General features: G+C 71.6%; 19 protein-coding genes. 10 read left to right on the top strand and 9 right to left on the bottom strand.

What is annotated here, in order from left to right:
- The first annotated feature begins 14 nt into the window (after positions 1-14).
- Positions 15-917, top strand: coding sequence for an SAM-dependent methyltransferase (locus tag PYR72_RS20855; RefSeq protein WP_275456717.1), 903 nt, complete (start codon positions 15-17; stop codon positions 915-917).
- A 66-nt stretch (positions 918-983) separates the two neighbouring features.
- On the opposite strand, the gene PYR72_RS20850 is transcribed toward PYR72_RS20855, so the two are convergent.
- The gene (locus PYR72_RS20850; protein WP_275456716.1) at positions 984-1,916 is read right to left on the bottom strand and encodes an aminoglycoside phosphotransferase family protein; all 933 of its coding nucleotides are present in this window, start codon (positions 1,914-1,916) and stop codon (positions 984-986) included.
- Positions 1,917-2,044: 128 nt separating this feature from the next.
- Here PYR72_RS20850 and PYR72_RS20845 point away from each other — a divergent pair, with 128 nt between their 5' ends.
- Complete coding sequence (locus tag PYR72_RS20845; protein ID WP_275456715.1) at positions 2,045-3,325, top strand: PLP-dependent aminotransferase family protein; 1,281 nt, start codon at positions 2,045-2,047, stop codon at positions 3,323-3,325.
- A gap of 28 nt (positions 3,326-3,353) precedes the next feature.
- Here PYR72_RS20845 and PYR72_RS20840 read toward each other — a convergent pair whose 3' ends face one another.
- Together PYR72_RS20840 and argS are read right to left on the bottom strand one after the other, a co-directional pair.
- Positions 3,354-4,154 (bottom strand): DUF4253 domain-containing protein, encoded by an 801-nt coding sequence (locus tag PYR72_RS20840; RefSeq protein ID WP_275456714.1) that lies wholly within the window; start codon positions 4,152-4,154, stop codon positions 3,354-3,356.
- Between the two features lie 95 nt (positions 4,155-4,249).
- Complete coding sequence (argS, locus tag PYR72_RS20835; RefSeq protein ID WP_275456713.1) at positions 4,250-6,019, bottom strand: arginine--tRNA ligase; 1,770 nt, start codon at positions 6,017-6,019, stop codon at positions 4,250-4,252.
- 681 nt (positions 6,020-6,700) lie between these two features.
- On the opposite strand from argS, the gene lysS reads away from it, so the two are divergent.
- The 3 genes from lysS (at position 6,701) to PYR72_RS20820 (ending at position 12,139) form a co-directional block, all read left to right on the top strand.
- Entirely contained in the window at positions 6,701-8,446 is a 1,746-nt protein-coding gene (lysS, locus tag PYR72_RS20830; protein WP_275456712.1) for a lysine--tRNA ligase, read from the top strand.
- A 304-nt stretch (positions 8,447-8,750) separates the two neighbouring features.
- A complete protein-coding gene (locus tag PYR72_RS20825; RefSeq protein WP_275456711.1) occupies positions 8,751-9,410 on the top strand; it encodes a toll/interleukin-1 receptor domain-containing protein in 660 nt (219 codons plus the stop codon).
- Positions 9,407-12,139 carry an NACHT domain-containing protein gene (locus PYR72_RS20820; protein ID WP_275456710.1) on the top strand — a complete coding sequence of 911 codons (2,733 nt, stop codon included), beginning with the start codon at positions 9,407-9,409 and terminating at the stop codon, positions 12,137-12,139. The genes PYR72_RS20825 and PYR72_RS20820 overlap by 4 nt, the downstream gene beginning before the upstream one ends.
- Here PYR72_RS20820 and PYR72_RS20815 read toward each other — a convergent pair.
- The 3 genes from PYR72_RS20815 to PYR72_RS20805 all read right to left on the bottom strand — a co-directional run bounded on the left by PYR72_RS20815 (position 12,136) and on the right by PYR72_RS20805 (position 15,756).
- Complete coding sequence (locus tag PYR72_RS20815) at positions 12,136-13,578, bottom strand: DUF2637 domain-containing protein (protein ID WP_275460472.1); 1,443 nt, start codon at positions 13,576-13,578, stop codon at positions 12,136-12,138. The two genes, PYR72_RS20820 and PYR72_RS20815, sit on opposite strands and share 4 nt — an antisense overlap.
- 160 nt (positions 13,579-13,738) lie before the next feature.
- Positions 13,739-14,695 carry a hypothetical protein gene (locus PYR72_RS20810; protein WP_275456709.1) on the bottom strand — a complete coding sequence of 319 codons (957 nt, stop codon included), beginning with the start codon at positions 14,693-14,695 and terminating at the stop codon, positions 13,739-13,741.
- Between the two features lie 173 nt (positions 14,696-14,868).
- Positions 14,869-15,756, bottom strand: a complete 888-nt coding sequence (locus PYR72_RS20805; RefSeq protein ID WP_275456708.1) for a DUF3558 domain-containing protein — start codon at positions 15,754-15,756, stop codon at positions 14,869-14,871.
- Between the two features lie 205 nt (positions 15,757-15,961).
- Here PYR72_RS20805 and PYR72_RS20800 point away from each other — a divergent pair, with 205 nt between their 5' ends.
- Positions 15,962-17,155 (top strand): RtcB family protein, encoded by a 1,194-nt coding sequence (locus PYR72_RS20800; RefSeq protein WP_275456707.1) that lies wholly within the window; start codon positions 15,962-15,964, stop codon positions 17,153-17,155.
- Between the two features lie 37 nt (positions 17,156-17,192).
- Here the strand turns inward: PYR72_RS20800 and PYR72_RS20795 are convergent, their stop codons facing one another.
- A complete protein-coding gene (locus tag PYR72_RS20795; protein ID WP_275456706.1) occupies positions 17,193-17,636 on the bottom strand; it encodes a nuclear transport factor 2 family protein in 444 nt (147 codons plus the stop codon).
- A 115-nt stretch (positions 17,637-17,751) separates the two neighbouring features.
- Here PYR72_RS20795 and PYR72_RS20790 point away from each other — a divergent pair, with 115 nt between their 5' ends.
- Together PYR72_RS20790 and PYR72_RS20785 are read left to right on the top strand one after the other, a co-directional pair.
- Entirely contained in the window at positions 17,752-18,528 is a 777-nt protein-coding gene (locus tag PYR72_RS20790) for an SDR family NAD(P)-dependent oxidoreductase (RefSeq protein ID WP_275456705.1), read from the top strand.
- The gene (locus PYR72_RS20785) at positions 18,525-18,677 is read left to right on the top strand and encodes a hypothetical protein (protein ID WP_275456704.1); all 153 of its coding nucleotides are present in this window, start codon (positions 18,525-18,527) and stop codon (positions 18,675-18,677) included. Before PYR72_RS20790 ends, PYR72_RS20785 begins: the two co-directional genes overlap by 4 nt.
- Positions 18,678-18,695: 18 nt before the next feature.
- Here PYR72_RS20785 and PYR72_RS20780 read toward each other — a convergent pair whose 3' ends face one another.
- Positions 18,696-19,511: a helix-turn-helix transcriptional regulator gene (locus tag PYR72_RS20780; protein ID WP_275456703.1), complete on the bottom strand. Its 816-nt coding sequence runs from the start codon at positions 19,509-19,511 to the stop codon at positions 18,696-18,698.
- Between the two features lie 257 nt (positions 19,512-19,768).
- Between PYR72_RS20780 and PYR72_RS20775 the strand changes: the two genes are divergently transcribed.
- Positions 19,769-20,917 carry an LLM class flavin-dependent oxidoreductase gene (locus PYR72_RS20775; protein ID WP_275460471.1) on the top strand — a complete coding sequence of 383 codons (1,149 nt, stop codon included), beginning with the start codon at positions 19,769-19,771 and terminating at the stop codon, positions 20,915-20,917.
- Positions 20,914-21,564: a CE1759 family FMN reductase gene (locus tag PYR72_RS20770; RefSeq protein ID WP_275456702.1), complete on the top strand. Its 651-nt coding sequence runs from the start codon at positions 20,914-20,916 to the stop codon at positions 21,562-21,564. Before PYR72_RS20775 ends, PYR72_RS20770 begins: the two co-directional genes overlap by 4 nt.
- Positions 21,565-21,589: 25 nt before the next feature.
- On the opposite strand, the gene PYR72_RS20765 is transcribed toward PYR72_RS20770, so the two are convergent.
- A complete protein-coding gene (locus PYR72_RS20765; RefSeq protein WP_275456701.1) occupies positions 21,590-22,870 on the bottom strand; it encodes a glycosyltransferase family 4 protein in 1,281 nt (426 codons plus the stop codon).
- Positions 22,871-23,042 lie beyond the last annotated feature (172 nt).

Here is a 23,042-nt window from a genome sequence, read left to right as displayed (position 1 = left end):
TCAGGGAGAGCCACATGTCCGGTGACGCGCTCAGTCAGGACCCCGCCGAGCTGCGCAGGAGGATCGACACCACCAAGGCGCACCCGGCACGGGTCTACGACGTCTTCCTCGGCGGCAAGGACAACTACCCGGTGGACCGGGACGCGGCCGCCGCCGCGCTGGCGGCCAATCCGCGCGGCTACCTCGACGTCCGCCACAACCGGGACTTCATGCGCCGCGCCGTGACCTCGCTGGCCCGGGACGAGGGCGTCCGGCAGTTCCTGGACATCGGCACCGGGCTGCCGACCGGCGAGAACGTCCACCAGATCGCCCAGGGCATCGCCCCCGACTCCCGGGTCGTGTACGTCGACAACGACCCGGTGGTGCTCGCTCACGCGCGCGCCCTGCTGACGAGCGGGCCCGAGGGCGTCACCGACTACATCGACGCCGACCTGAAGTCACCGGCGCAGATCCTGGAAACCGCCGCGAAGACCCTCGACTTCGACCGGCCGATCGCGCTGTGCCTGGTGGCGATCCTGCACTTCGTGGCGGACGACGAGGCGTACCCCGTCGTGCGGGAGCTGGTGGACGCGCTGCCCGCCGGGAGCCGGCTGGTCCTCAGCCATCTGACCGAGGACCTCAATCCGGCGAGCATCCGTGCCGTCAAGGAGACCTACACCAAGCGCGGGTTCACCTTCGTGCTGCGGTCCAGGGACGAGGTCGCGCGCTTCTTCGAGCAGAGCGGTCTCACGGTGGACGAGCCCGGGGTGGTGCCGGCGCACCACTGGCGGTTCGAGGACGGCGCGCCGGTGCCGGCGGCGGTGGAGCCGCATGTGCTGGCCGCGATGGACGACATCGAGAAGGTCCGGCACCGGGACATCAACGATGTGACGGACGCGGACATCAACGTGTACGTGGCGACGGGACGCAAGGGATAGCGAACCGACGACAGGGGTCCTCACCGCCCGAGGGCGCCCCACCGGCGCCCTCGCCCCAGGTCGGCCTCACCCCCCGGTGCCGAACCACGTCTGCGCCAGTGACTCGAAGTCCTGGCGCGGCGGAGCGGGCAGGCTGCGCAGGTACCAGTCCAGGTCGCTGTACACGTGCAGGAGGGTGTAGGCCATCAACTCGCGTGGGTCGAAGGGCGCCTGGCCGTACGCCTCGTAGAAGAGCTTCAGCAGGGCGGGGTCGGCGCGGGTCAGGAGCAGGCCGACGCTGACGAAGTCGTAGGCGGGGTCGCCGACCATGGCCGGCTCGAAGTCGAAGAGGCCGGTGAGGCGCCAGCCGTCGTGCGGGTCGACGGTGAGGTGCTCGCGCATGTACTCGGTGTGCAGCAGAACCGGGCGGCGCGTGCTGGTCAGGGGCACGGAGCGCAGGAAGTCCGGGATCTGTTCGAGCCAGGGGCCGGACAGGCCGCCGAGCTCCTGCTGTTCGACCGCCGTCGCGCGCTGGGCGGCGAGGAACCTGCCCCAGTCCGGCGGCCCGGTGAGCGGGACGACCGGGGTGGCGTCCAGGGCGTGCAGGGCGGCGAGACCCTCGGCGGCCTCGACGACGACACGTTCCTGGTCGGGCCGGGGGATCCGGGGCCACGCCGCGCTGAGGTCCTCACCCGGCAGCCGGGACATCAGCACATAGCGCCAGCCGTTCTTGTACTGGTCGGCCGCGTGCAACCGGGGGGTGGGGATGGGGAGTTTGCCCCACAGTATCGACAGCAGGCGGGCCTCGCGGACGGCTTCCGTCGCTTCGAAACCCGGATAGAGCTTGAGGACGAGGGCATCGCCGACGGCGTACACCGGCAGCGAGCCCTCGGGGAAACGTACGATTCGCGCGCCTGCGAGACCGAGCTGAGCACAGAGATCCTGGGCAGCAGGTCGCAGCAGCGCCTCGTCACCGACGACTTCGCGCAACTCGTCGTTCGTGTCCACGCTGGGCAGCATGGGCGCAGCCTAGGGGGTCCGGAGCGCGGTCCGCATCGCGGAAATGGTGGGTGTAGGGGGCACGCACCTGTCTAGGGTGCGGGCAGGGGCGGGACCGGGCCGCCCGCGAGGGGTGAAGGAGCCGTGGAATGGGTGCCGTGGAAACCGAGCGGGCCGCGCGTGACGTGGGATTTGTCGCCCGGACGGAGGGCGGGGACGCTCCGGGGGGTCCGGCCGGGGGCGGGGGCGCGGCGGCCGTGCCCGGCCTGGCCGAACGGGTCGCGGAGGTCGGAGGTTCCCCCGTTCGGGACATCCTCGCCGTCACCTCGCGTCCCGAAGTCGTCAACTTCGCGGGCGGGTTGCCCGCCCCGGAGCTGTTCGACGCCGAGGGGATAGCGGCCGCCTACCGCGATGTGCTCGCCGAGTCCGCGGGTCGCGCCCTGCAGTACGCGACGACCGAGGGCGAACCGGTGCTCAGGGCGGCGCTCGCGGCGCGCTACGGGGCGCGCGGACTGCCGACCGGCGCGGACGAGGTCCTCGTCACCACCGGATCGCAGCAGGCGCTGTCGCTGCTCGCCACCGCGCTGCTGGAGCCGGGCGACGTCGTCCTGGTCGAGGACCCCTGCTATCTGGCGGCGCTCCAGGCGTTCCGCTTCGCGGGGGCGCGGGTGGTGGCCGTGCCCGGCGACGGGCACGGGGTGGACCCGGCGGCGCTGGAGGACCTGGTGGCGCGGCTGCGCCCCAAGCTGTTCTACACCGTGCCCACCTTCCAGAACCCGACCGGGCGCACCCTCCCCGCCGAGCGACGGGCGGCCGTCGCCTCCGTCGCCGCGCGGCGCGGGCTGTGGATCGTCGAGGACGACCCGTACGGCGAACTCCGCTTCGAGGGCGACCGGGTGCCGTGGATCGCCTCCTGCCCGGGGGCCGAGGACCGCACCGCGCTGCTGGGCTCGTTCTCCAAGGTGATGGCCCCCGGGATGCGGCTGGGCTGGCTGCGCGCGCCCGCGGGGCTGCGCCGGGCGTGCGCGGTCGCCAAGCAGGCGGCCGACCTGCACACCCCGACCGTCAACCAGCTCGCCGCCGCCCGCTATCTCGCCGACCGCGACCTGGACGCCCATGTCGCCCGGGTCGCCGGGGCCTACCGGGAACGCCGCGACGCCATGCTCGACGGCCTCGCCGACGCGCTCCCGGAGGGCTCCGCCTGGAACCGTCCCGAGGGCGGCATGTTCCTCTGGGCCCGCCTGCCCGCGGCCTACGACACCACCGCCCTGCTGCCCCGGGTCGTCGAGCAGGACGTGGCGTACGTGCCCGGCGCGCCCTTCTACGCCGGTGAACCGGACCGGTCGACCCTGCGGCTCTGCTTCGTGACACAGACGCCGGAGGAGATCGCGGAGGGGCTGCGGAGGCTGGGGGTGGGGTTGCGGGGGTGAGGGCCCGGCGGCGGCCTTCAGTGGTGTCTCAGTCCCACCAGAAGGACCAGGTGGGTGCGCCGAGCAGGGTGCGGGCGTAGGAACCGCGGGTGCCGTCGGTCGTGCCCCGCCGGATGTTGTCGGGGCAGAAGGCGAAGTGTTCGGCGGCGACCGCCTCCGCCTCGGCCCCGGTGGTGGGCGGGGCGGCGACGGAGAGGACGAGCTGGTCGAAGGTGAGGGCGACGACCCGTATCCCGAAGCGGTCCTCCCAGGAGCGCAGCACCGCGCAGAGCCTCGCCACGTCGTTCTCGTGGTTGACCGGGCCCGTCCAGCCGATCGCCGCCGGGATGTCGGCGCTGCGGCGGGCGGGTACCAGCGCGAGGCGGGGGTCCTTCAGCCGGGAGGGGTCCTGGACGAGGGCGTCGGCGGTGGCGGCGGCGAGGGTGTCGGGATCGGCCGAGGGCCGGGCCGGGGCTTCGGTGAGGCCGGGCCAGTCGGGGTCGTCGGTGCCGGCGTACGCGTCCCAGAACTCGGCCAGCACCTCGTCGGCGTCGTGGTCGCCCGGGTAGGACGTCTCGCCGGGCATCAGCTCCCACCCCTCCGGCCCGTCCTGGCCGCCGCCGACGTCCAGGAGCACCGGGAGGAGACCGGCCGTACGACGTGCGGGCCGGACCGCCGCCCAGGCACCGGGTGCGGCCGGCTCGTCCGCGCACCACAGCAGCGGTTCGTGCCACGGACCGTCGTCCGTGGCGTCGATCAGCCGCCCCTGCGGAAGCGGGAGTTCAAGCCCGAGCACACGCCCGCTCGGGTCGGCCGCCAGCTGGGGCAGCGGGTTGGGAAGGGTCGCCATGCGAGCGACTGTAGGGGCAGCCACTGACAACGGCCCGGCCGGTCGCGCCTGAGCGCGATCGGCCGGGCCGCGGCAGTCCGTTCGCCGTGGGGCGGTCAGAGCTTGTCGGGCGTCCTGATGCCCAGCAGTCCCATGCCCCGGTGCAGGGTGCGGGCCGTCAGGTCGACCAGGAACAGACGGTTCTCGACCTGCGCCGGCGACTCGGCCTTCAGGACCGGGCACTGGTCGTAGAACGAGGTCAGCAGGGTCGCCAGCTTGAACAGGTACGCGGCCAGCTTGTGCGGCTCGTACGACTCCGCCACCTCGGCCACCGTCTCGCCGAACTGGTCCAGGTGCAGCCCCAGCGCGCGCTCCGCCGGGGCCAGTTCCAGCTCCGGGTGGGCGGCCGGGCCGGCCTCGCCCGCCTTGCGGAGGATCGACTGGATACGGGCGTACGCGTACTGGAGGTAGACGGAGGTGTCGCCGTTCAGCGAGACCATCTGGTCCAGGTCGAACTTGTAGTCCCGTACGGCGGAGGTCGACAGGTCGGCGTACTTCACCGCGCCGATGCCGACGTACCGGCCGTTCTCGACGATCTCGTCCTCGGTCAGGCCCACCTTCTCGGCCTTCTCCCGGACCACCGCCGTCGCGCGGTCGATCGCCTCGTCGAGCAGGTCGACCAGCCGGATCGTCTCGCCCTCACGGGTCTTGAACGGCTTGCCGTCCTTGCCGAGGACCGTGCCGAAGGCGAGCTGGAACGCCTTGACGTCGTCGTCGTTCAGCCAGCCCGCCCTGCGCGCGGTCTCGAAGACCATCTTGAAGTGCAGGGACTGGCGGGCGTCCACCACGTACAGGAGGGAGTTCGCCTTGAGGTGGAAGACGCGGTCCCTGATCGCGGAGAGGTCGGTCGCCGCGTAGCCGTAGCCGCCGTCGGACTTCTTGACGATCAGGGGCACCCGGTTGCCGTCCGGGCCCTTGATGTCGTCGAAGAAGACACAGAGCGCGCCCTCCGAGCGTTCCGCGACCCCCGACTCCTCCAGGAGGCGGCAGGTCTCGTCCAGCATGTCGTTGTACCCCGACTCGCCGACGATGTCCGCGTCCCGGACCTCCATGTCCAGCTTCTCGAAGACGGAGAAGAAGTAGATCTTCGACTCGTCGACGAACTTCTGCCAGGTGGCGAGGGTGTGCGGGTCGCCCGCCTGGAGGTCGACCACCCGGCGGCGGGCCCGCGTCTTGAACTCCTCGTCGGAGTCGAACAGCTTGCGGGCGGCCTTGTAGAGGCGGTCGAGGTTGGACATCGCCTCCTCGCCGCTCACCCGGGCGTCCTTGTGGTCCAGCTCGTGCGGGTGCTCGTCCAGGTACTGGATGAGCATGCCGAACTGGGTGCCCCAGTCGCCGATGTGGTGCCTGCGGACCACGTTCTCGCCGGTGAACTCCAGGATCTGGACGACCGCGTCACCGATCACGGCGGAGCGGAGGTGGCCGACGTGCATCTCCTTCGCCACGTTCGGCTGGGCGTAGTCGATGACCGTCGTCCCCGGGCGCTCCGCCGTGGGGACGCCGAGACGGCCGGTGTCGTCCGTGTAGCGCGCGGCGAGGTTCTGCGTGATCGCGCGGTCGGTGAGGGTGATGTTCAGGAAGCCGGGGCCGGAGACCTCGATCTCGCCGATCAGCTCACCGGACTCCACCCGGGCGACGACCTGGGTCGCCAGTTCCCTGGGGTTGGCCTTCGCCTTCTTGGCCAGCGCGAGGATCCCGTTCGCCTGGTAGTCCGCCCGGTCGCTGCGTCGCAGCAGCGGGTCCGCGTCCGCGGTCGGCAGGGTGGCCGAGAGGGCGGTTGCGAGGCGCTGGTGGACGGAGGCGGTGAGGGACGTGACCGAAGCCATCAGGGGGGCCGTTCTCCTTGGGGTACGGGTGGATGCCGTTCAGTATCCCACGCTGGGCAAAGGGGTTTTTCTGTGGCGGGGTGGGGGTGGGGGGGTCCTGTGCGTGGGCGGGTGCGGGCCCGGTGGGGCTTCTCGCGCAGTTCCCCGCGCCCCTGAGGACCAGGCCCCGCGGGCCTGGAAAGCAGGGTTCGTGGGCGGGTGCGGCTCCGGTGGGGGCTGGTCGCGCAGTTCCCCGCGCCCCTAAATGCACCAGGCCCCTGCGGGCCTGAAAGCCCAGGCCCCGCGTGTCTGAAGGCCCAGGCCCCGCGCGCCTGAAAGGCCCGGGCCCCGCGTGTCTGAAAGCCCCAGGCCCGCAGTGCCTGAAAGGCCCAGGCCCCGCAGTGTCTGAAAGCCCAGGCCCCGCAGTGCCTGAGAAGCGGCGGTCCTGCGGGCCTGGAAGCCAATGGTCCTGCGGCCTGGAAGCCGACGGTCCTGTGGTCTGGAAAGCTCGGGGCGTAGCCCCGGCTTTTCAGGGGCGCGGGGAACTGCGCGAGGAGCCCCACCGGAGCCGCGCCCGCCCACGCACCCGCACCCCCGAGTAATTGGGCGCCCGGTTCGACCCACGGAGTGAGAGGCTGGGAGAATGGCGCGGCCGCCCGGGACCGTACCCGGCGGCCATGGAAACTCCAGGAAAAAGAGGACGTGCCGATCGTGGCTCAGAGCACCGAGACCACCGACTGGGTCTCCCGTTTCGCGGATGAGGTCATCGAGGAGTCGGAGCGTCGGGCCCCGGGCAAACCGGTCGTCGTCGCGTCCGGACTCTCCCCCTCCGGCCCGATCCACCTCGGCAACCTCCGCGAGGTCATGACCCCGCACCTCGTCGCCGACGAGATCCGCCGCCGCGGGCACCAGGTCCGGCACCTCATCTCCTGGGACGACTACGACCGCTACCGCAAGGTCCCGAACGGCGTCGACGGCGTCGACGGCACCTGGGCCGAGCACATCGGCAAGCCGCTCACCGCCGTCCCCGCCCCCCGGGGCTCCGCCCACCCCAACTGGGCCGAGCACTTCAAGGCGGCCATGGTCGACGCGCTCGCCGAGATGGGCGTCGAGTTCGAGGCGATCAGCCAGACCGAGCAGTACACCTCCGGCGCGTACCGCGAGCAGATCCTGCACGCCATGAAGCGCCGCGGGGACATCGACGCGATCCTCGACCAGTACCGCACCAAGAAGGCGCCGGCGAAGAAGCAGCAGGCGCAGAAGCCGGTGGACGAGGCCGAGCTGGAGGCCGCCGAGGGCTCCGGCGCCGCCGCCGAGGACGACGGCAGCTCCGGCAGCGCCGGGTATTTCCCGTACAAGCCCTTCTGCGGGAGCTGCGGCAAGGACCTCACCACCGTCACCGCCTACGACGACGACACCACCGAGCTGACCTACACCTGCACCGCCTGCGGCTTCTCCGAGACCGTCGCGCTGAACGAGTTCAACCGCGGCAAGCTGGTCTGGAAGGTCGACTGGCCGATGCGGTGGGCGTACGAGGGCGTCGTGTTCGAGCCGAGCGGGGTCGACCACTCCTCGCCCGGGTCCAGCTTCCAGGTCGGCGGCCAGATCGTCGGGATCTTCGGCGGCGAGCAGCCCATCGGGCCGATGTACGCGTTCGTCGGCATCAGCGGCATGGCCAAGATGTCGTCGTCCAAGGGCGGCGTGCCGACCCCCGCCGACGCGCTGAAGATCATGGAGCCGCAGCTCCTGCGCTGGCTCTACGCCCGTCGCCGGCCCAACCAGTCGTTCAAGATCGCCTTCGACCAGGAGATCCAGCGGCTCTACGACGAGTGGGACAAGCTCGACGCCAAGGTCGCGGACGGGTCCGCCCTGCCCGGCGACGTGGCCGCCCACGCGCGCGCGGTGGGCACCGCCGCCGGTGAGCTGCCGCGCACCCCCCGCCCGATGCCGTACCGGACGCTCGCGTCCGTCGCCGACATCACCGCGGGCGCCGAGGACCAGACCCTGCGCATCCTCAGCGAACTCGACCCCACCGACCCGCTGTCCGGCCTCGACGAGGTACGGCCGCGACTGGACAAGGCCGAGGCCTGGATCAACACGCAGGTTCCCGCCGACCAGCGGACCGTCGTGCGCGCGGAGGCCGACGGCGAGCTGCTGAAGTCGCTCGACGAGCCGTCCCGGCAGTCGCTGCGGCTGCTCCTCGACGGGCTCGCCGAGCACTGGTCCCTCGACGGGCTCACGCACCTCGTCTACGGCGTGCCCAAGGTGCAGGCCGGATTCCCGGCGGACGCCACGCCCAAGGAGCTGCCCCCGGAGATCAAGACGGCCCAGCGGACGTTCTTCGCCCTGCTGTACCACCTGCTCGTGGGCCGTGACACGGGCCCGCGCCTGCCCACGCTGCTGCTGGCGGTGGGTCAGGAGCGGGTGCGGTCCCTGCTGGGGGAGTAGCGGGCACGACGGTGCCGTGAAGGGGGTGCCCATCGGGCACCCCCTTCGTGCTGGGCGGTGGAAGGACCCCCGTCCTGGGGCGGTCGAAGGACCCCGGTCCGCGGGCGGTCGAAGGACCCCGGTCCGCGGGTGGGCCGATCTGCGGAGAAACGGTCACGATCATCACGCATCACCCGTACGCTACGAATCGGCGGTCACTTCCGGGTCGTACCGTCATGCCCTTCCGCAGCAACTCCTCCGCACGGGTCGGTCACTCTCGGTCAGGATGCCCCGGGTGCCGTTCCGCAGACGTCATCGGGAAGCTATGCCTGCCACGTCAGATCCTCTGTGCCGGGTCGTCATCACCTACGCCCGTGTGGAACAGCACCACCGGAAGACCTTCCGCGGTCACGCGGCGGACCTGGAGCGCAACGGCGTCGAGTTCTTCGACGACCAGGACATCCCGCCGGGCGCCCCGTGGGAGACCACGCTGTTCGACAGGCTCGACCGGGCCGACATCATCGTGCTGCTCCTGTCGTCGCACTACGTGGCGTCCGACTACTGCATGGAAGTGGAGCTCCCCCGCGCGATGCGACGGTGGCAGGCCGGCGAGTGCCGGCTGTTCCCGGTGAACGTCGCCCCGTTCGACCTCACCCAGGGATCTCCTCTGCGCCAGCTCCAGTGGATTCCCAGTGGCAAGTCCGTCACGGAGTACGGGACCGCCGCGGCCAGGGAGTGGCGGAAGGTGACCCAGGAGCTGCGGAAGATGACCGAGGGTCTGGGCGGCGCACCGGCGGCCGGGGCGCCGGCGCCCCCGTACCGGACCGGTGGCGGAGCGGGGTCCCCGGGAGGCGGGCCGGCCGCGTCCGGCAACAGCATCACGGGGAGCGTCGTGCACGGACCCGCCGTACAGATCGGTGAGTTCACCGGGAACCTGACCATCGACTCGGCGCAGCACCCCCCGGCCGACGGGCCCGGCAGTTGAGCGCTCCCTCGTTCGGCGACAACATCGTCGTCGACAGCACGATCGGGACCCTGGTCCAGATCGGCGTGATCAACGGGCCGGCCGTTCTGCAGTTCGTCCAGCAGGCCCCGTTACCGGCCGATCCGCTGGAACGGGCCGCCCGGACCCTCGCCGAGAACGTGCTCCGGCAGTGGCGTGCGGAGGCGAACGCCTGGGACATCGCCAAGCCGGAGCCCATCCGGGTGCGGTGGAGGGCCAGTTGGCCCGACGCCGATCACGCGTACAACGTCGGCGGCGAGGTGGCGGGACGGGGCGACCGGGTCGGCACCATGGCCGAGGCGTTCCTGGCGCTCCGCCAGAGGCGCCTGGTCGTGCTCGGCGAGGCCGGCGCGGGAAAGACCACGCTGGCGGTCCTGTTGACGCTGGACCTGCTGGCCCGGCGGTTCAGAGGAGCAGGCAGCGGCCCGGTGCCGGTGTTCCTCCCCCTGGAGACGTGGAACGCCGAACGCGACCATCTGCACACCTGGCTGGCCCGGCGCATCGCCGAGGACCACCCCGCCCTGCCGCGCGTCGGCGGCCGGCACCCGGCGGAACGCCTGGTCTCCGACGGCCTGATCCTGCCCGTGCTCGACGGACTGGACGAACTCCCCCCGCACCGGAGGTCCTTCGTCGTCGAGGCCCTCAACCGTGCGCTGGGGGACGGCGATCCGCTGATCCTCACCTCACGCACCGCCGCCTACCGCGGCGTGGTGCGGGACATGAACGGCATCTCCTCGGCCGCCGCCGTCGAGGCACTGCCGGTCGACGGCCCGGACGCGCTCGCCTATCTGGAGAGCGGCACGCACCCGCATCACCTGGACCGATGGCAGCCGGTCTTCGAGGAACTGCGGGAGAGCCCGCCCGAGCCGATCGCGCTCGCCCTGTCGAACCCGCTGATGCTCTGGCTGGCCCGCCGGGGGTACGCGGCGCCGTACACCGACCCCGCGGAGCTGATCGACCCGAGGCGGTTCCCCACGCCCGCCTCGATCGAGGGACACCTGCTGGAACACATCGTGCCCGCCGTCTTCGGCCCGCTGCCGCACGCCCCGGACCGGTTGCACGCCCCGGGTCACCGGGACCCCGTCCGCGCCCGACGTCATCTGGCCTTCCTGGCCGCCCATCTGACGAACGGTGGGAGAACCGAGTTCGCGTGGTGGCGGCTGCACCGGGTGCCCGCGGTACGCGTCGTCACCGTGCTCGCGGTGCCCCTGCTGTGCGCGCTGAGCGCCTGGGGCATCAAGGTGCTGGACGGGTTCCTCGTCGGTGCCGCGGCCGAGTCGTCCGACAGACCCGAGGCGTCCGCGTTACGGATCGGGGCGGAACTCCCCTTCTCGACGGGCCTGGTCCTGACCGGGCTGCTCCTGGCGTTCCGCAGACTGTGGTTCCGCCGCTACGACGACGGACGGCCACGGCGGCTCACGAACCCCTTTCGTCTGGGCGCCGCCCTGCGCTCGGCCGGCCGGGCCACCACCTTGCGCAAGGCACTGACCGCCGCCGCCGTTCCGGTCCTGCCGACGGCGGCGCTGTCCGTCTGGGCGCTGACGAGCAGCTACGCGTACGCGGCCCCGCTCATCGCGATGACCGTGTGCTCCACACTCCTCGCACCCCTGCTGCTCGTGGTGATCTCCGCGCCGTCGGACACCGCGGACACGAGCGGCCCCGACGAACTGCTGCGGGACGAACGCCGGGCCCTTCTCCTCTCGCTGGTCACGATCGCCCCGCTCATCGGCGCGGGGCAGGGCGCGATGGACTGGCTGCTGCCCGAGGTGTCGGGCGGCGGGGCGGTGTGGGCGCTGCTCGGCTGGTCGGGCGCGGCCCTGTTGATCGTGCTGTTCAGCCCGTGGACCCGGTGGCTGCTGGCCAAGACGTGTCTGGCGGTGGCGGACCGGGTTCCGTGGTCGCTGATGACGTTCCTGCGGGAGGCGCACCGGGCCGGTCTGCTGCAACGTGGTGGCGGCGTCTACCGGTTCCGCAACCTGCGGCTCCAGGAGCACTTCTCGGGACGGGGGCAGCCCGCTTCGACGGGAGGTTTCCCGGCACGGGGGGAAGCCGTGCCGACCGGCGGTGACGTCTTCGCCGCATTCCGGCGCGAGCCCGGCGGATCCGTGAGGAGCACCCCCCGGCAATCGCTCGCCGACATCGAACGGGAGCCGCTGGCGGGGCGCCCCAAGTGGGCGGTGCACGAGGACGAGCACGGGTTCCGGGCGTGGGGCCGCCACCGGGGTCTCACGGTGGCGCACTGGAACACGGTGGCCCTGGCCGCCCCTCTCCACTTCGTCCTCTTCGCCGCGTACGGGGACTGGCGCACCGGGCTGGGGTTCGTGATCTTCTGGCTCGCGGTGGGCGTGGTGGTGATGTTCAGCGGCCTGCTGAAGAGACCCCTGGTGCTCGATCTCCGTCTGACCCAGGAGGGCCTGGCGTACACCGTGGGCCGTCATGAGGCCGCCGTCGCCTGGCGTGACATCGCCCGCGTCGAGGTGTCCAGGCTGTCGCACCGGGGCTGGAAGGGCGGCACCTACGGTGTGGTGATCACCGTGTACCCGGGCGCCGCCACGCATCACCGCAGGCTCCGCGTGGGCGAGCGGCGGTACGTCGTCCTGCCGCTGATGTCGCTGAGCCCTTCGGTGCCGACGGATCTCGGGGCGGCTCTGGCCCGCTTCGCGGGTCCCCGCTGGAGCCCGCCCGACGCACCTCCGCCAGGACGTTCCTAGGCGATGTGCTCGTCCGTCAGTTCCGCGTTGAGGCGGTTGGAGAATCGGTTCACCATGCGCTTGGCCTCGGCCTCGTCGAGCGTGACGCCGTACGTCGCCTCGATGTCGGCCATGAGCCCGCGCGGGGTGGGCGCCCCGTTCCCGCCCTTGGTGTTCTCGCGGAAGACCTGGTAGTAGTCCTCCTCCGTCGGCTCCGGGGGGCCGCCGCCGTCGCCCAGCTCGCGGGTGCGGCCCGGCCCGGCCGGGACGGTGAAGCTGCCGGTCTCCTCCGGGGAGGGTTCCTGGGCCCGGGGGTCCTGCTCCTCGAACTCGGGGGTCTCGAAGCGCTGCTGCCGGTAGCGGGGGTCCCTGGGGTCCGGCTCGAACCGCTGGAACTGCGAGAACTCCTGGTTCTGCGGGTTCTCCGGGTCCTGCCGGTACTGGTCCGGGTCCTGCCGGTACCGGTCCGGGGTCTGCCGGTACTGGTCCGGGCCCTGCTCCTCGTGCCACTCCTCGTAGTGCTCCTCGGAGTCGTACGAAGGGTCGTAGGAGGGGTCGTAGCCACCCTGGTAGGGGACCTCCTGGGGGTGGCGGGCGTGCAGCCAGGGGCTCTCGTCCACCGGCGGCTCCTGCTCGGCGTACGCCTCCTCCCGCTGCCCGGCCCGGTCGGGTTGCCCGGCGGGGGCGCTCTCCAGCTGGGGGCGCTGCTCGGCCGCGGGGGCCGCCGTGCCCGGACGGGCCGTACCGGGGCGGACGTCCGCGGCCGGGGCGATCTCCGCCGGCGGCAGCACCGCGGGCTCTATGCCCGCCGCCGCCAGGCCCGCGGGGGCCGTCTCCGCCAGGGGGACGCCGTAGCGCGCGAGGCGCAACGGCATCAGGGACTCCACCGGGGCCTTGCGGCGCCAGGCCCGGCCGAAGCGGGAGCGCAGGCGGGCCTGGTAGACGAGACGTTCCTGCTCCAGCTTGATGACCTGCTCGTAGGAGCGCAGCTCCCACAGCTTCATCCGGCGCCAGAGGAGGAAGGTCGGCACGGGCGAGAGCAGCCACCGGGTGAGGCGGACGCCTTCCATGTGCTTGTCGGCGGTGATGTCGGCGATCCGGCCGACCGCGTGCCGGGCCGCCTCGACCGAGACGACGAACAGGATCGGGATCACCGAGTGCATGCCCACGCCCAGCGGGTCCGGCCAGGCCGCCGCGCCGTTGAACGCGATCGTCGCCGCGGTGAGCAGCCATGCCGTCTGGCGCAGCAGGGGGAAGGGGATGCGGATCCAGGTCAGCAGGAGATCCAGGGCCAGCAGGACGCAGATGCCCGCGTCGATGCCGATCGGGAAGACGTAACTGAAGTTGCCGAAGCCCTTCTGGAGGGCCAGCTCACGCACCGCCGCGTAGGAACCCGCGAAGCCGATTCCGGCGATGATGACGGCGCCGAACACGACCACGCCGATGAGAACGCGGTGCATTCGAGTCAGCTGCATTGGCGCGGCCACCCGTACTCCCCTCCCCTTGCGTGTTGTTGCGCGCAACAGAGTGGCACATGTGTACGGCGAACGAGCGGACGGAGGCCACCGAGCCCGGCCCCCACGGGGACCGGGCTCCGGTGAAAGCGCAGGTGGCGGGGGGCTATGACGAGGTCTTCCGGCTGCCGGACGTGGACGAACCCGAGTCCGAATCGGAATCCGAGCCACCGCCCGCGTCGGAGCTGATGTCCGAGCCGGAACCACCGGACGACGACGACTTCGTCTCCTTCTCCGACGGCTTCGTCGCCTTGTCCGACGGCTCCTCGGAAGCGCCCTTCGACGGCTTCCCGGAAGCACTCTTCGACGGGGACGCCGAGGCGTCCGTCCCGTCGTTCGCCTTCTCGATCGCCTTCACCGCCTCCTCGGCGGCGGACTTCGCCGACTTCAGCAGCCCGGCCGCGTCCGGGGTCTTGTCACCGGCCAGACCGGCGCCGTTGTAGTCGAGCGTGACGACCACGTTCGCCGTGCGCACCACGAGCGTCTGCTGCTTGAAGGTGTCGCCGTCCTTCTTCAGGTCGTACTTGACCACCGTCGCCTGGTCGCCCGTGCCCGTCAGCGGCTCCGTCTTGACGCTCTTCGCGCCGTCCACGGCCTTCGCCGCGGTCACCTTCGACTCGTACGCCTTGGCCGCGCGGTCCTCACCGGGCCCGTTCGCCTCGTCCGAGGCCAGCAGGTGCAGCGACACGCTCAGCCAGCGGTACTGGGAGCCGTCCACCCCGTTGTTGTCGAGGCTGATCCAGCGGCAGTCGCCGGTCACGTTCTCCTCGGCCTTGTTGATGGCCTTGCCCGACTTCACGCCCTTGGGGACCACCGACTTCAGCGTCTTGTCGGAGAACACCTCGCAGGCGTCCGGCAGCGAGGCGTACTTCGCCGCGACCACCTCGGGGGTGGCGCTCTCCGGCGCCGACCGGTCCGCCGCCGCCGGAGTCCGGTCACCGGAGGCGCTGTCCGAGCCGGAGTCCGACGAACAGCCGGCCGCCAGCAGCATCGCCGGCACGACCGCCGCGCCGACGAGAACCCGGGCCCGGCCCGGACGCCCGAGGTGCCCGACGCGCGTCATCCGCGGCGAACGCGCGACGCGCGGCGACTGATGCTGATCTGACTCTGCGGCTCGTTGCATGGTTCCTTCACAATCGGATCGGGTCTCCGAGAGGCCACCGTACGCGGTGAAGAAGAAGTGCGGTTCTGATTCAGGTGGTTCACGCGGGCGCCCGAAACGCCCCCGAGCGTCCCTCAGTCGTCGAACGCGGCGGCCAGCAGGTCCGCCAGATTCCGGGCCCTGTCCTGCATTTCCTCACTGTCCGGCACCACCGTCGTGGTCGCCGGCTGCTCCTCGTACTCGACGGTCACGATCACGTTCGACGTGCGGAAGACCACAGTCACCGTCCGCTGCTTGCTGGCCCCGAGCTGGTCGTCGAGGAACGCCTCGTCGCCCAGGCCGTCGAGCGTGCGGGGCTGGAGGGAGGCGGGGGTGCCGGACGGGGAAGGGGAGGAGGAACCCGCGGAACCCGAGGAGCCGGCGGTGGACGTGGAGGAGCCGGACGGGGAGGCCGCGCGCGACCCGGAGACGCTGGGACGCGCCGACGCCTCGGCGGTGCCCGCGCCCGTCTCCGCCGGGGCGCCGGTCTCCTCGTCGCTCGCCCCGGTCTCCTCCTCGGTGTCGCTCGGCGCCGGCTCCGGGAGGTCGGCCGCCTCGACCTTGCCGCCGTACACCTCCTGCGCCTTGCTGTCGTCGCTGACCGCGTTGCCCCAGGACACGACGCGTTCGAAGCGGACGAGCAGATAGTCGGTGGCGTCCGCGGACTGCACCTTCCAGCGGCAGCCGGCGTTGCGGTCCGTGTCGTACGTCTGCGTGGCCTCGCCCTTGTACGCCTGCTTGCGCTGGGTGGCGCCGGGGAGTTGCCCGATGCCGGGGAGGAGGAGGTCGAGGGTGCTCTCGTCGACGGAGCCGCAGGGCTCGGGCAGTGTGTCGTAGCGGCCGGGCTGGGCGACCGTGGCGCTCGCGCTGGGGTCGCCCGGGCGTGGGTCGTCCGGGGAACCGTCGTCGCCGGAACCCGTGCACGCGGCCAGCAGTGCCGCGAGGAGCACGGCGACGCCGGGTACGTACGCCTTGCGCTGCACGGTGGGGCTCCTCTCGACGGGGTCCCTCGGGACGCCTGCGCTGTCCTGCCTGTGGTTATTGACTTGCCGCCCAGGGGTGACCCCCGGGCACCATGTGTATCGCACGCACTGCGGTGGACGCCGGTCCGGCATCCCTTTTCGCCGTCCTTGGCGCCGGTTTTGCGTTCTGAGACTTTCATCTGTTCTTCGGGGGAATGAGGGCGTTTTGTCGTACGTCGAGATACCGGGCGCGAAGGTACCCATCCGTCTGTGGACCGACCCGGCGTCGGTCGAGGAGGGCGCCCTGCAGCAGCTCCGCAACGTCGCCACCCTCCCCTGGATCAAGGGCCTGGCCGTCATGCCGGACGTGCACTACGGCAAGGGCGCGACGGTCGGGTCGGTCATCGCGATGCGGGGAGCGGTCTGTCCGGCCGCGGTGGGGGTCGACATCGGCTGCGGCATGTCAGCGGTGAAGACGTCCCTGACGGCCAACGACCTGCCCGGCGACCTCTCCCGGCTGCGCTCGAAGATCGAGCAGGCGATCCCGGTGGGCCGGGGCATGCACGACGACCCCGTCGATCCGGACCGGCTGCACGGATTCGCGTCCGGCGGGTGGGACGGCTTCTGGGAGCGGTTCGACGGGGTGGCCGACGCGGTCAAGTTCCGTCAGGACCGGGCCGGAAAGCAGATGGGAACGCTCGGCGGAGGTAACCATTTCGTCGAGGTCTGCACGGATTCGACCGGTTCTGTCTGGCTGATGCTGCACTCCGGCTCCCGGAACATCGGCAAGGAGCTGGCGGAGCATCACATCGGCATCGCCCGGGAACTCCCGCACAACCAGGGCCTGGTCGACCGCGACCTCGCCGTCTTCGTCGCGGACACTCCGCAGATGGCGGCCTACCGCAACGACCTGTTCTGGGCGCAGGAGTACGCGAGGTACAACCGCTCGATCATGATGGCGCTCCTCAAGGACGTCGTCCGCAAGGAGTTCAGGAAGGCGAAGCCGGTCTTCGAGCCCGAGATCAGCGCCCACCACAACTATGTGGCCGAGGAGCGCTATGACGGCATGGACCTGCTGGTGACCCGTAAGGGCGCGATCCGGGCGGGCTCCGGGGAGTACGGGATCATCCCCGGCTCGATGGGCACCGGTTCGTACATCGTGAAGGGCCTCGGCAACGAGAAGGCGTTCAACTCGGCCTCGCACGGCGCCGGCCGGCGGATGAGCCGGACGGCGGCGAAGCGGCGCTTCTCGACCAAGGACCTGGAGGAGCAGACGCGGGGTGTGGAGTGCCGCAAGGACTCCGGTGTCGTGGACGAGATCCCGGGTGCCTACAAGCCGATCGAGCAGGTCATCGACCAGCAGCGGGACCTGGTGCAGGTGGTGGCGAAGCTGAAGCAGGTCGTGTGCGTGAAGGGCTGAGCCCTTCACGGGCACGGCCCCGCCGAGCCCTCACGGGCTACGACGGCTGTGCCGGTTCGGCCGGGAGCAGGCCGAGCTGGTTCAGGAACTCCATCTGGTCGAAGTAGAGCCGGTAGCTGGTGATCTGTCCGTCCTGGACGGTGGCGAAGTCCACGCCGCGTATCCGGATGTTCCGCTGGGTCGCGGGGATCGACGTCCCGTCGGGGAACTCCAGCGGGCCGGTGTTCCTGCCGCTGTAGATCCCCTCGTCGACGGCGGTGTCGCCGACCTCGAACGACGCGAGCGACTCGAAGGTGGCGTCGGGCACGGCGTCCGTCATCTGGCGCCAGTACTCGGCGATGTCGTCCCGTCCGTGGATCTCGCCGCCGTCGGGGGTGTGGGCGACCGCGTCCTCCGCGAAGAGGTTCGCGATGGTCTTGGGGTCCTGGTGTGTGGTGAGCGCCTCGGTGAGCTGGTCCATCAGCTCGCGGGCCTGTCCCATGATCCACCTCCTGTGCAGGGGATCACCCCTCTCATTGTCTCACCGCGCGCCTATCCTGGCTTCGCGGATCCCCGTTCGGTCCGTCCACCCGCGCGCACACGTCCAGGAGCAGCTCATGGCCACCGCCGTACCGTCCGCCGCCTCCCGCATCGCCGTCGTCACCGGTGCGAGCGGCGGGATCGGCGCCGCCACGGCCCGGCAGCTCGCCGCCGCGGGGTACCGCGTCGTGCTGACCGCGCGCCGCAAGGACCGGATCGAGGCGCTGGCCGAGGAGATCAACGAGGCGGGCGGCCAGGCCACCGCGTACCCCCTGGACGTCACGGACCGCGCGGCGGTCGACGAGTTCGCGAGCGCGTTCAGGACCATCGGCGTGCTGGTCAACAACGCGGGCGGCGCGCTCGGTGCCGACCCGGTGGCCACCGGCGACCCGGCCGACTGGCGCACGATGTACGAGACGAACGTGATCGGCACCCTCCATGTCACCCAGGCCCTGCTGCCCGCGCTGACCGCGAGCGGTGACGGCACGGTGGTCGTGGTGTCGTCGACGGCCGGGCACGGGACGTACGAGGGAGGCGCGGGCTATGTCGCCGCCAAGCACGGCGCGCACGTCCTCGCCGAGACGCTGCGGCTGGAGATCGTCGGCACGCCGGTCCGGGTCATCGAGATCGCGCCCGGCATGGTGAAGACGGACGAGTTCGCCCTGACCCGCTTCGGCGGCGACGAGGCGAAGGCGGCGCGCGTCTACGAGGGTGTCGCCGAGCCCCTGACCGCCGACGACGTCGCCGGGACGATCGCCTGGGCGGTCACCCGGCCCAGCCATGTCAACGTCGATCTGCTCGTGCTGCGCCCGCGCGCGCAGGCCTCGAACACCAAGGTCCACCGGGAGCTGTGAGCGCGGAGGAGGGGCTGACCCCCGAGAAGCGCCGGCTCGCCGAGGAGAAGAGGAACGAGCGGTACGTGTGGTGGTACCTCGCGTACTTCCTCTTCGGCATCCACATCGTCGCCTTCGTGATGATCTACGCGGTCCTGCACGCGAAGTAGCCGCCGGGCGGCCTCCTCTCAGACCGGGGACAGCGCCTGCGCGTACGCCCTCGGCGGCACCCCCACCGTCGCCGTGAAGTCGCGGACGAGATGGGCCTGGTCGGCGTACCCGAGGTCGGCGGCGAGGGCGGCCCAGTCGACGGCCCGGTCGGTCTCGGCACGTTCCAGGGCCTCGTGGATGCGGTAGCGCAGGATGACCCACTTGGGGCCCACGCCGACGTACGCCGAGAACAGGCGCTGCAGGACGCGTACGGAGACGCCCTCGGCGCGGGCGAAGTCGGTGACGCGGCGGATCGTGCGGTCGGCGCGGATACGGGTGACCAGGGCCATGGCGAGGTCCGCCTGGGGGTCGGGGGCCGGGGCGAGCCCGGTCAGGAACGCGTCGAGGGCGGCGACGCGGGCGTCCTCGTCGTCGGGGCCGAGGACCGGGGCCGGGGTGATGCCGTGGCCCGGCAGCGCCTCGGGCAGGTGTACGCGGCGGCCGGTCCAGTGGGTCGCGGGGTGGGACGGGGCGAAGGGGCGGAAGCCGCCGGGGCGGAACTGGATGCCGCAGACCCGGCCCCTGCCCTCCAGTCTCTGGGTGAAGAGACCGAGGCCGATGCCGGAGATCTCGGCGAAGGGCTCCTGTCCCTCGTGCCGCTGGAAGACGATGTTCACCGAGGGGTGCGGGACGACCTGGGAGACGTACGGCTCGGACAGGTCCCAGTCGATCAGCCAGTAGTGCTCCAGATACGGGCGCAGCGGCTCGGCGGGTTCGCGGCGGCGGAAGCGGACCCGGGCGAAGAGTTCCCCGGCGTCGACGATGCCTCGGGTGTCACGGCGTGGGGCGGCCATGGGGACAGCGTAGGGACGGCCACTGACAGTGCCCGGGTCCGGCAGTGCCTGGGTCCGGCAGTGCCTGGGTCCGGCAGTGCCTGGGTCCGGCAGTGCCTGGGTCCGGCAGTGCACGGGTCCCGCAGTGCACGGGTCCCGCAGTGCCCTGTGTCCGGCGGCGGCGCCCGGGCGCCGAAAGAAGAGAGGAATAGTGGAGAGGGGGCGCTCGTTCACGGGTATAGTTGAATCGTAAACAACCTGGGAGGGTGGCAGCGATGATGCAGTTCGGGATCTTCAGTGTCGGAGACGTGACTCCGGACCCCACCACGGGCCGGACGCCGACCGAGCGCGAGCGCATCAAGGCGATGGTCGAGATCGCGCTGAAGGCGGAGGAGGTCGGCCTCGACGTCTTCGCCACCGGCGAGCACCACAACCCGCCGTTCGTGCCGTCGTCGCCCACGACCATGCTCGGCTACATCGCCGCGCGCACGGAGAAGCTCGTCCTCTCCACCTCCACCACCCTCATCACCACCAACGACCCGGTGAAGATCGCCGAGGACTTCGCGATGCTCCAGCACCTGGCCGACGGCCGGGTGGACCTGATGATGGGGCGCGGCAACACCGGACCCGTCTACCCGTGGTTCGGGCAGGACATCCGGCAGGGCATCAACCTCGCCGTCGAGAACTACGCCCTGCTGCGCCGCCTGTGGCGCGAGAACGTCGTGAACTGGGAGGGCAAGTTCCGCACACCGCTGCAGGGGTTCACCTCCACGCCCCGCCCGCTGGACGACGTGCCGCCGTTCGTCTGGCACGGCTCGATCCGCTCGCCCGAGATCGCCGAGCAGGCCGCCTTCTACGGTGACGGCTTCTTCCACAACAACATCTTCTGGCCGGCCGACCACACCAAGCGGATGGTCGAGCTGTACCGGCAGCGGTACGCCCACTACGGACACGGCACGCCCGAGCAGGCGATCGTGGGACTCGGCGGCCAGGTGTTCATGCGGAAGAACTCGCAGGACGCGGTACGGGAGTTCCGGCCGTACTTCGACGTGGCGCCGGTGTACGGCAACGGGCCGTCGCTGGAGGACTTCACCGACCAGACGCCGCTGACCGTCGGGTCGCCGCAGCAGGTGATCGAGAAGACGCTGGCCTTCCGGGAGTACGCCGGTGACTACCAGCGGCAGCTGTTCCTGCTCGACCACGCGGGGCTGCCCCTGAAGACCGTCCTGGAACAGCTGGACCTGCTCGGCGAGGAGGTCGTGCCGGTGCTGCGCGCGGAGTTCGCGAAGGGCCGCCCCGCGGACGTGCCGGACGCGCCGACGCACGCGTCGCTGCTGGCCGCGGCCGGGCAGGACGCGGGGAAGCCGGGCTCCGACTCGAAGGACGCGGAGTCGAAGGACACGGAGAAGAAGGAGCGCGTGGCATGAAACTGGTCGTCGTCTCCGCCGGGCTGAGCGTGCCGTCGTCCACCCGGCTGCTGGGGGACCGGCTGGCCGCGGCGGTCGTTGCACAGGACGCCTCGGTGGAGGTCCAGGTCGTCGAACTGCGCGAACTGGCCGTGGAGATCGCCCACCACCTCACCAACGGCTTCCCGGGCCGCAAGCTCGCCGCCGCGCTGGACGCGGTGGCGGGGGCCGACGGGCTGGTGGTGGTGACGCCGGTGTTCTCCGCCACGTACAGCGGTCTGTTCAAGTCCTTCTTCGACGTGCTCGACCGTGACGCGCTGGCGGGCAAGCCGGTGTTGGTCGCCGCCACCGGCGGGTCGGCCCGGCACTCGCTGGTGCTGGAGCACGCGATGCGTCCGCTGTTCGCGTATCTGCGGGCCGTGGTGGTGCCCACGGCGGTGTACGCCGCCTCCGAGGACTGGGGGGCGGAGGGGCTGGCCGGGCGGATCGAGCGGGCGGCGGCCGAGTTGGCCGGGTTGATGGCTGGGCTCTCCCGGCGGGTGGCTCCGCCGGTCGAGCGCGGGACCGGGGCCGGCACCGCTACCGCGACCAGCCCTGCTCCCGCGACCGGCACCGAGGGGTTCGTCGTTGTTCCCTTTGCGGAGCAGTTGGCGGCGCTTCGGGTCTGAGATGCGCCGTCGGGGGCGGTCGGGGTCAGGCCGCGCTTTGGTTGTGGTTGCTCGCGCAGTTCCCCGCGCCCCCGAAGTACGCCGGAGCCGCCCTCCTCCACGAGCGCAGCCCCCGGCCCAGCCAGGCCCGCACCCGGGTCGCCCCCCGTTCCCAGGTGCGGTGGACCCGCGTCCCGCGCAGGTCGGCGAAGAGGCGCTCGTACTCGGCGACGATCGGGGCCGGGTCGTAGCGGTGGGCGCTCGCGAGGGCGGCCCGGCCCATGGCGCGGCGCAGGTCCGGGTCGGCGATGAGGTCCAGCAGGGCCTCGGCGAGGGCGTGGGGGTCGTCGACCGGGACCAGACGGCCGTCGACGCCGTCGGTGACGATCTCGGCGGGGCCGAGCGGGCAGTCGGTGCTGACGACGGGCACGCCGCAGCGCATGGCCTCGACGAGGGTCATCCCGAACGACTCGGCGTCCGAGGCGCTGACGACGATCGAGGCGCGCGCGAACTCCTCCTCGATCGGGGTGTGCGGGCCCATCAGATGGGCCCGGTCGGTGAGCCGGAGCTCTTCCACCAGGGCCTCCAGCCGGCCCCTCTGGTCGCCGCCGCCGTAGATGCGCAGCTGCCAGTCCGGTTCCTTCGCGGCGACCTTCGCGAACGCCTCCAGCAGGAGGTCGTAGCGTTTGCCGCGGGCCAGCCGGCCGGCGGCCGCGATCACCGGAGCCGTGCCGTCCGACGGCGCGACCGAGGCCGGCGGGACGATGTTGGGCACCGGCATCACCCGTACGCCCGGCAGTCTCATCCGCGCGCGGTACACGGCCGCGTCCGCCGCCGTGGTCGTCACCACCGCGTCCAGGGTGCGGTAGTGGCGGGCGAGGACCTTGCGCAGCTGCTTGCCGTGGGCGTCGTGGCGCAGGTGCTCCTGGCCGATCCGCAGTGCGCGACGGGGGGCGAAGCGGGAGACGTAGACGTTGATGCCGGGACGGGTGCCGATGACCACGTCCGCGCCGCAGCGGGCCAGATAGGCGCGGACCCGGAGGTCGGTGAGACGGCTGTACTGGCGGTGCCGCTTGTCCGCCGTCGGGAAGTCCACGGCGGGCTGCACCTGCGCCGGATCGCGCAGGTCGGGGCTGTAGGGGCGGATGTCCACCAGGGGGACGAGCGTGACCCGGGGGTCGACCGCGAAGCGTGGTTCGTCCAGGTGGCGGGCCATCGAGGCGATCTCCACGTCATGGTGGTCCGCGAGCGCCGACGCCAGGTTCAGCGTCGTACGGACGGTGCCGCCGATGGCGTACGCGTTGTGCAGCAGGAAAACGATCTTCATGCGGCGGCTCAATGCCCTGCCTTCCCGACGGGTGAGGGGTCCGATGGTGCGGCTGTACGAAGGTGGCACGTTTGTCTGATTGTGTTGCTGATGATGGCGGTTTGGCTGCTTCGACCCTTTGTACTCCATCTGTTCGCTCCGGCCGGGTTCCCGTGCGGGCGGGTGTCACACG

The organism is Streptomyces sp. VNUA24, from assembly GCF_029167005.1.
In the GTDB taxonomy this organism is placed as follows: domain Bacteria; phylum Actinomycetota; class Actinomycetes; order Streptomycetales; family Streptomycetaceae; genus Streptomyces; species Streptomyces scabiei.
This window is presented reverse-complemented; position numbering and strand designations above follow the sequence as displayed.

Coding starts and splice junctions, on each gene's coding strand:
- PYR72_RS20855 (WP_275456717.1), top strand. CDS start 15: ATGTCCGGTGACGCGCTCAGTCAGGACCCCGCCGAGCTGCGCAGGAGG.
- PYR72_RS20770 (WP_275456702.1), top strand. CDS start 20,914: ATGAAACTGGTCGTCGTCTCCGCCGGGCTGAGCGTGCCGTCGTCCACC.
- PYR72_RS20780 (WP_275456703.1), bottom strand. CDS start 19,511: ATGGCCGCCCCACGCCGTGACACCCGAGGCATCGTCGACGCCGGGGAA.
- PYR72_RS20850 (WP_275456716.1), bottom strand. CDS start 1,916: ATGCTGCCCAGCGTGGACACGAACGACGAGTTGCGCGAAGTCGTCGGT.
- PYR72_RS20840 (WP_275456714.1), bottom strand. CDS start 4,154: ATGGCGACCCTTCCCAACCCGCTGCCCCAGCTGGCGGCCGACCCGAGC.
- argS (WP_275456713.1), bottom strand. CDS start 6,019: ATGGCTTCGGTCACGTCCCTCACCGCCTCCGTCCACCAGCGCCTCGCA.
- PYR72_RS20790 (WP_275456705.1), top strand. CDS start 17,752: ATGGCCACCGCCGTACCGTCCGCCGCCTCCCGCATCGCCGTCGTCACC.
- PYR72_RS20845 (WP_275456715.1), top strand. CDS start 2,045: ATGGGTGCCGTGGAAACCGAGCGGGCCGCGCGTGACGTGGGATTTGTC.
- PYR72_RS20765 (WP_275456701.1), bottom strand. CDS start 22,870: ATGAAGATCGTTTTCCTGCTGCACAACGCGTACGCCATCGGCGGCACC.
- PYR72_RS20815 (WP_275460472.1), bottom strand. CDS start 13,578: ATGCACCGCGTTCTCATCGGCGTGGTCGTGTTCGGCGCCGTCATCATC.
- PYR72_RS20795 (WP_275456706.1), bottom strand. CDS start 17,636: ATGGGACAGGCCCGCGAGCTGATGGACCAGCTCACCGAGGCGCTCACC.
- PYR72_RS20775 (WP_275460471.1), top strand. CDS start 19,769: ATGCAGTTCGGGATCTTCAGTGTCGGAGACGTGACTCCGGACCCCACC.
- PYR72_RS20810 (WP_275456709.1), bottom strand. CDS start 14,695: ATGACGCGCGTCGGGCACCTCGGGCGTCCGGGCCGGGCCCGGGTTCTC.
- PYR72_RS20825 (WP_275456711.1), top strand. CDS start 8,751: ATGCCTGCCACGTCAGATCCTCTGTGCCGGGTCGTCATCACCTACGCC.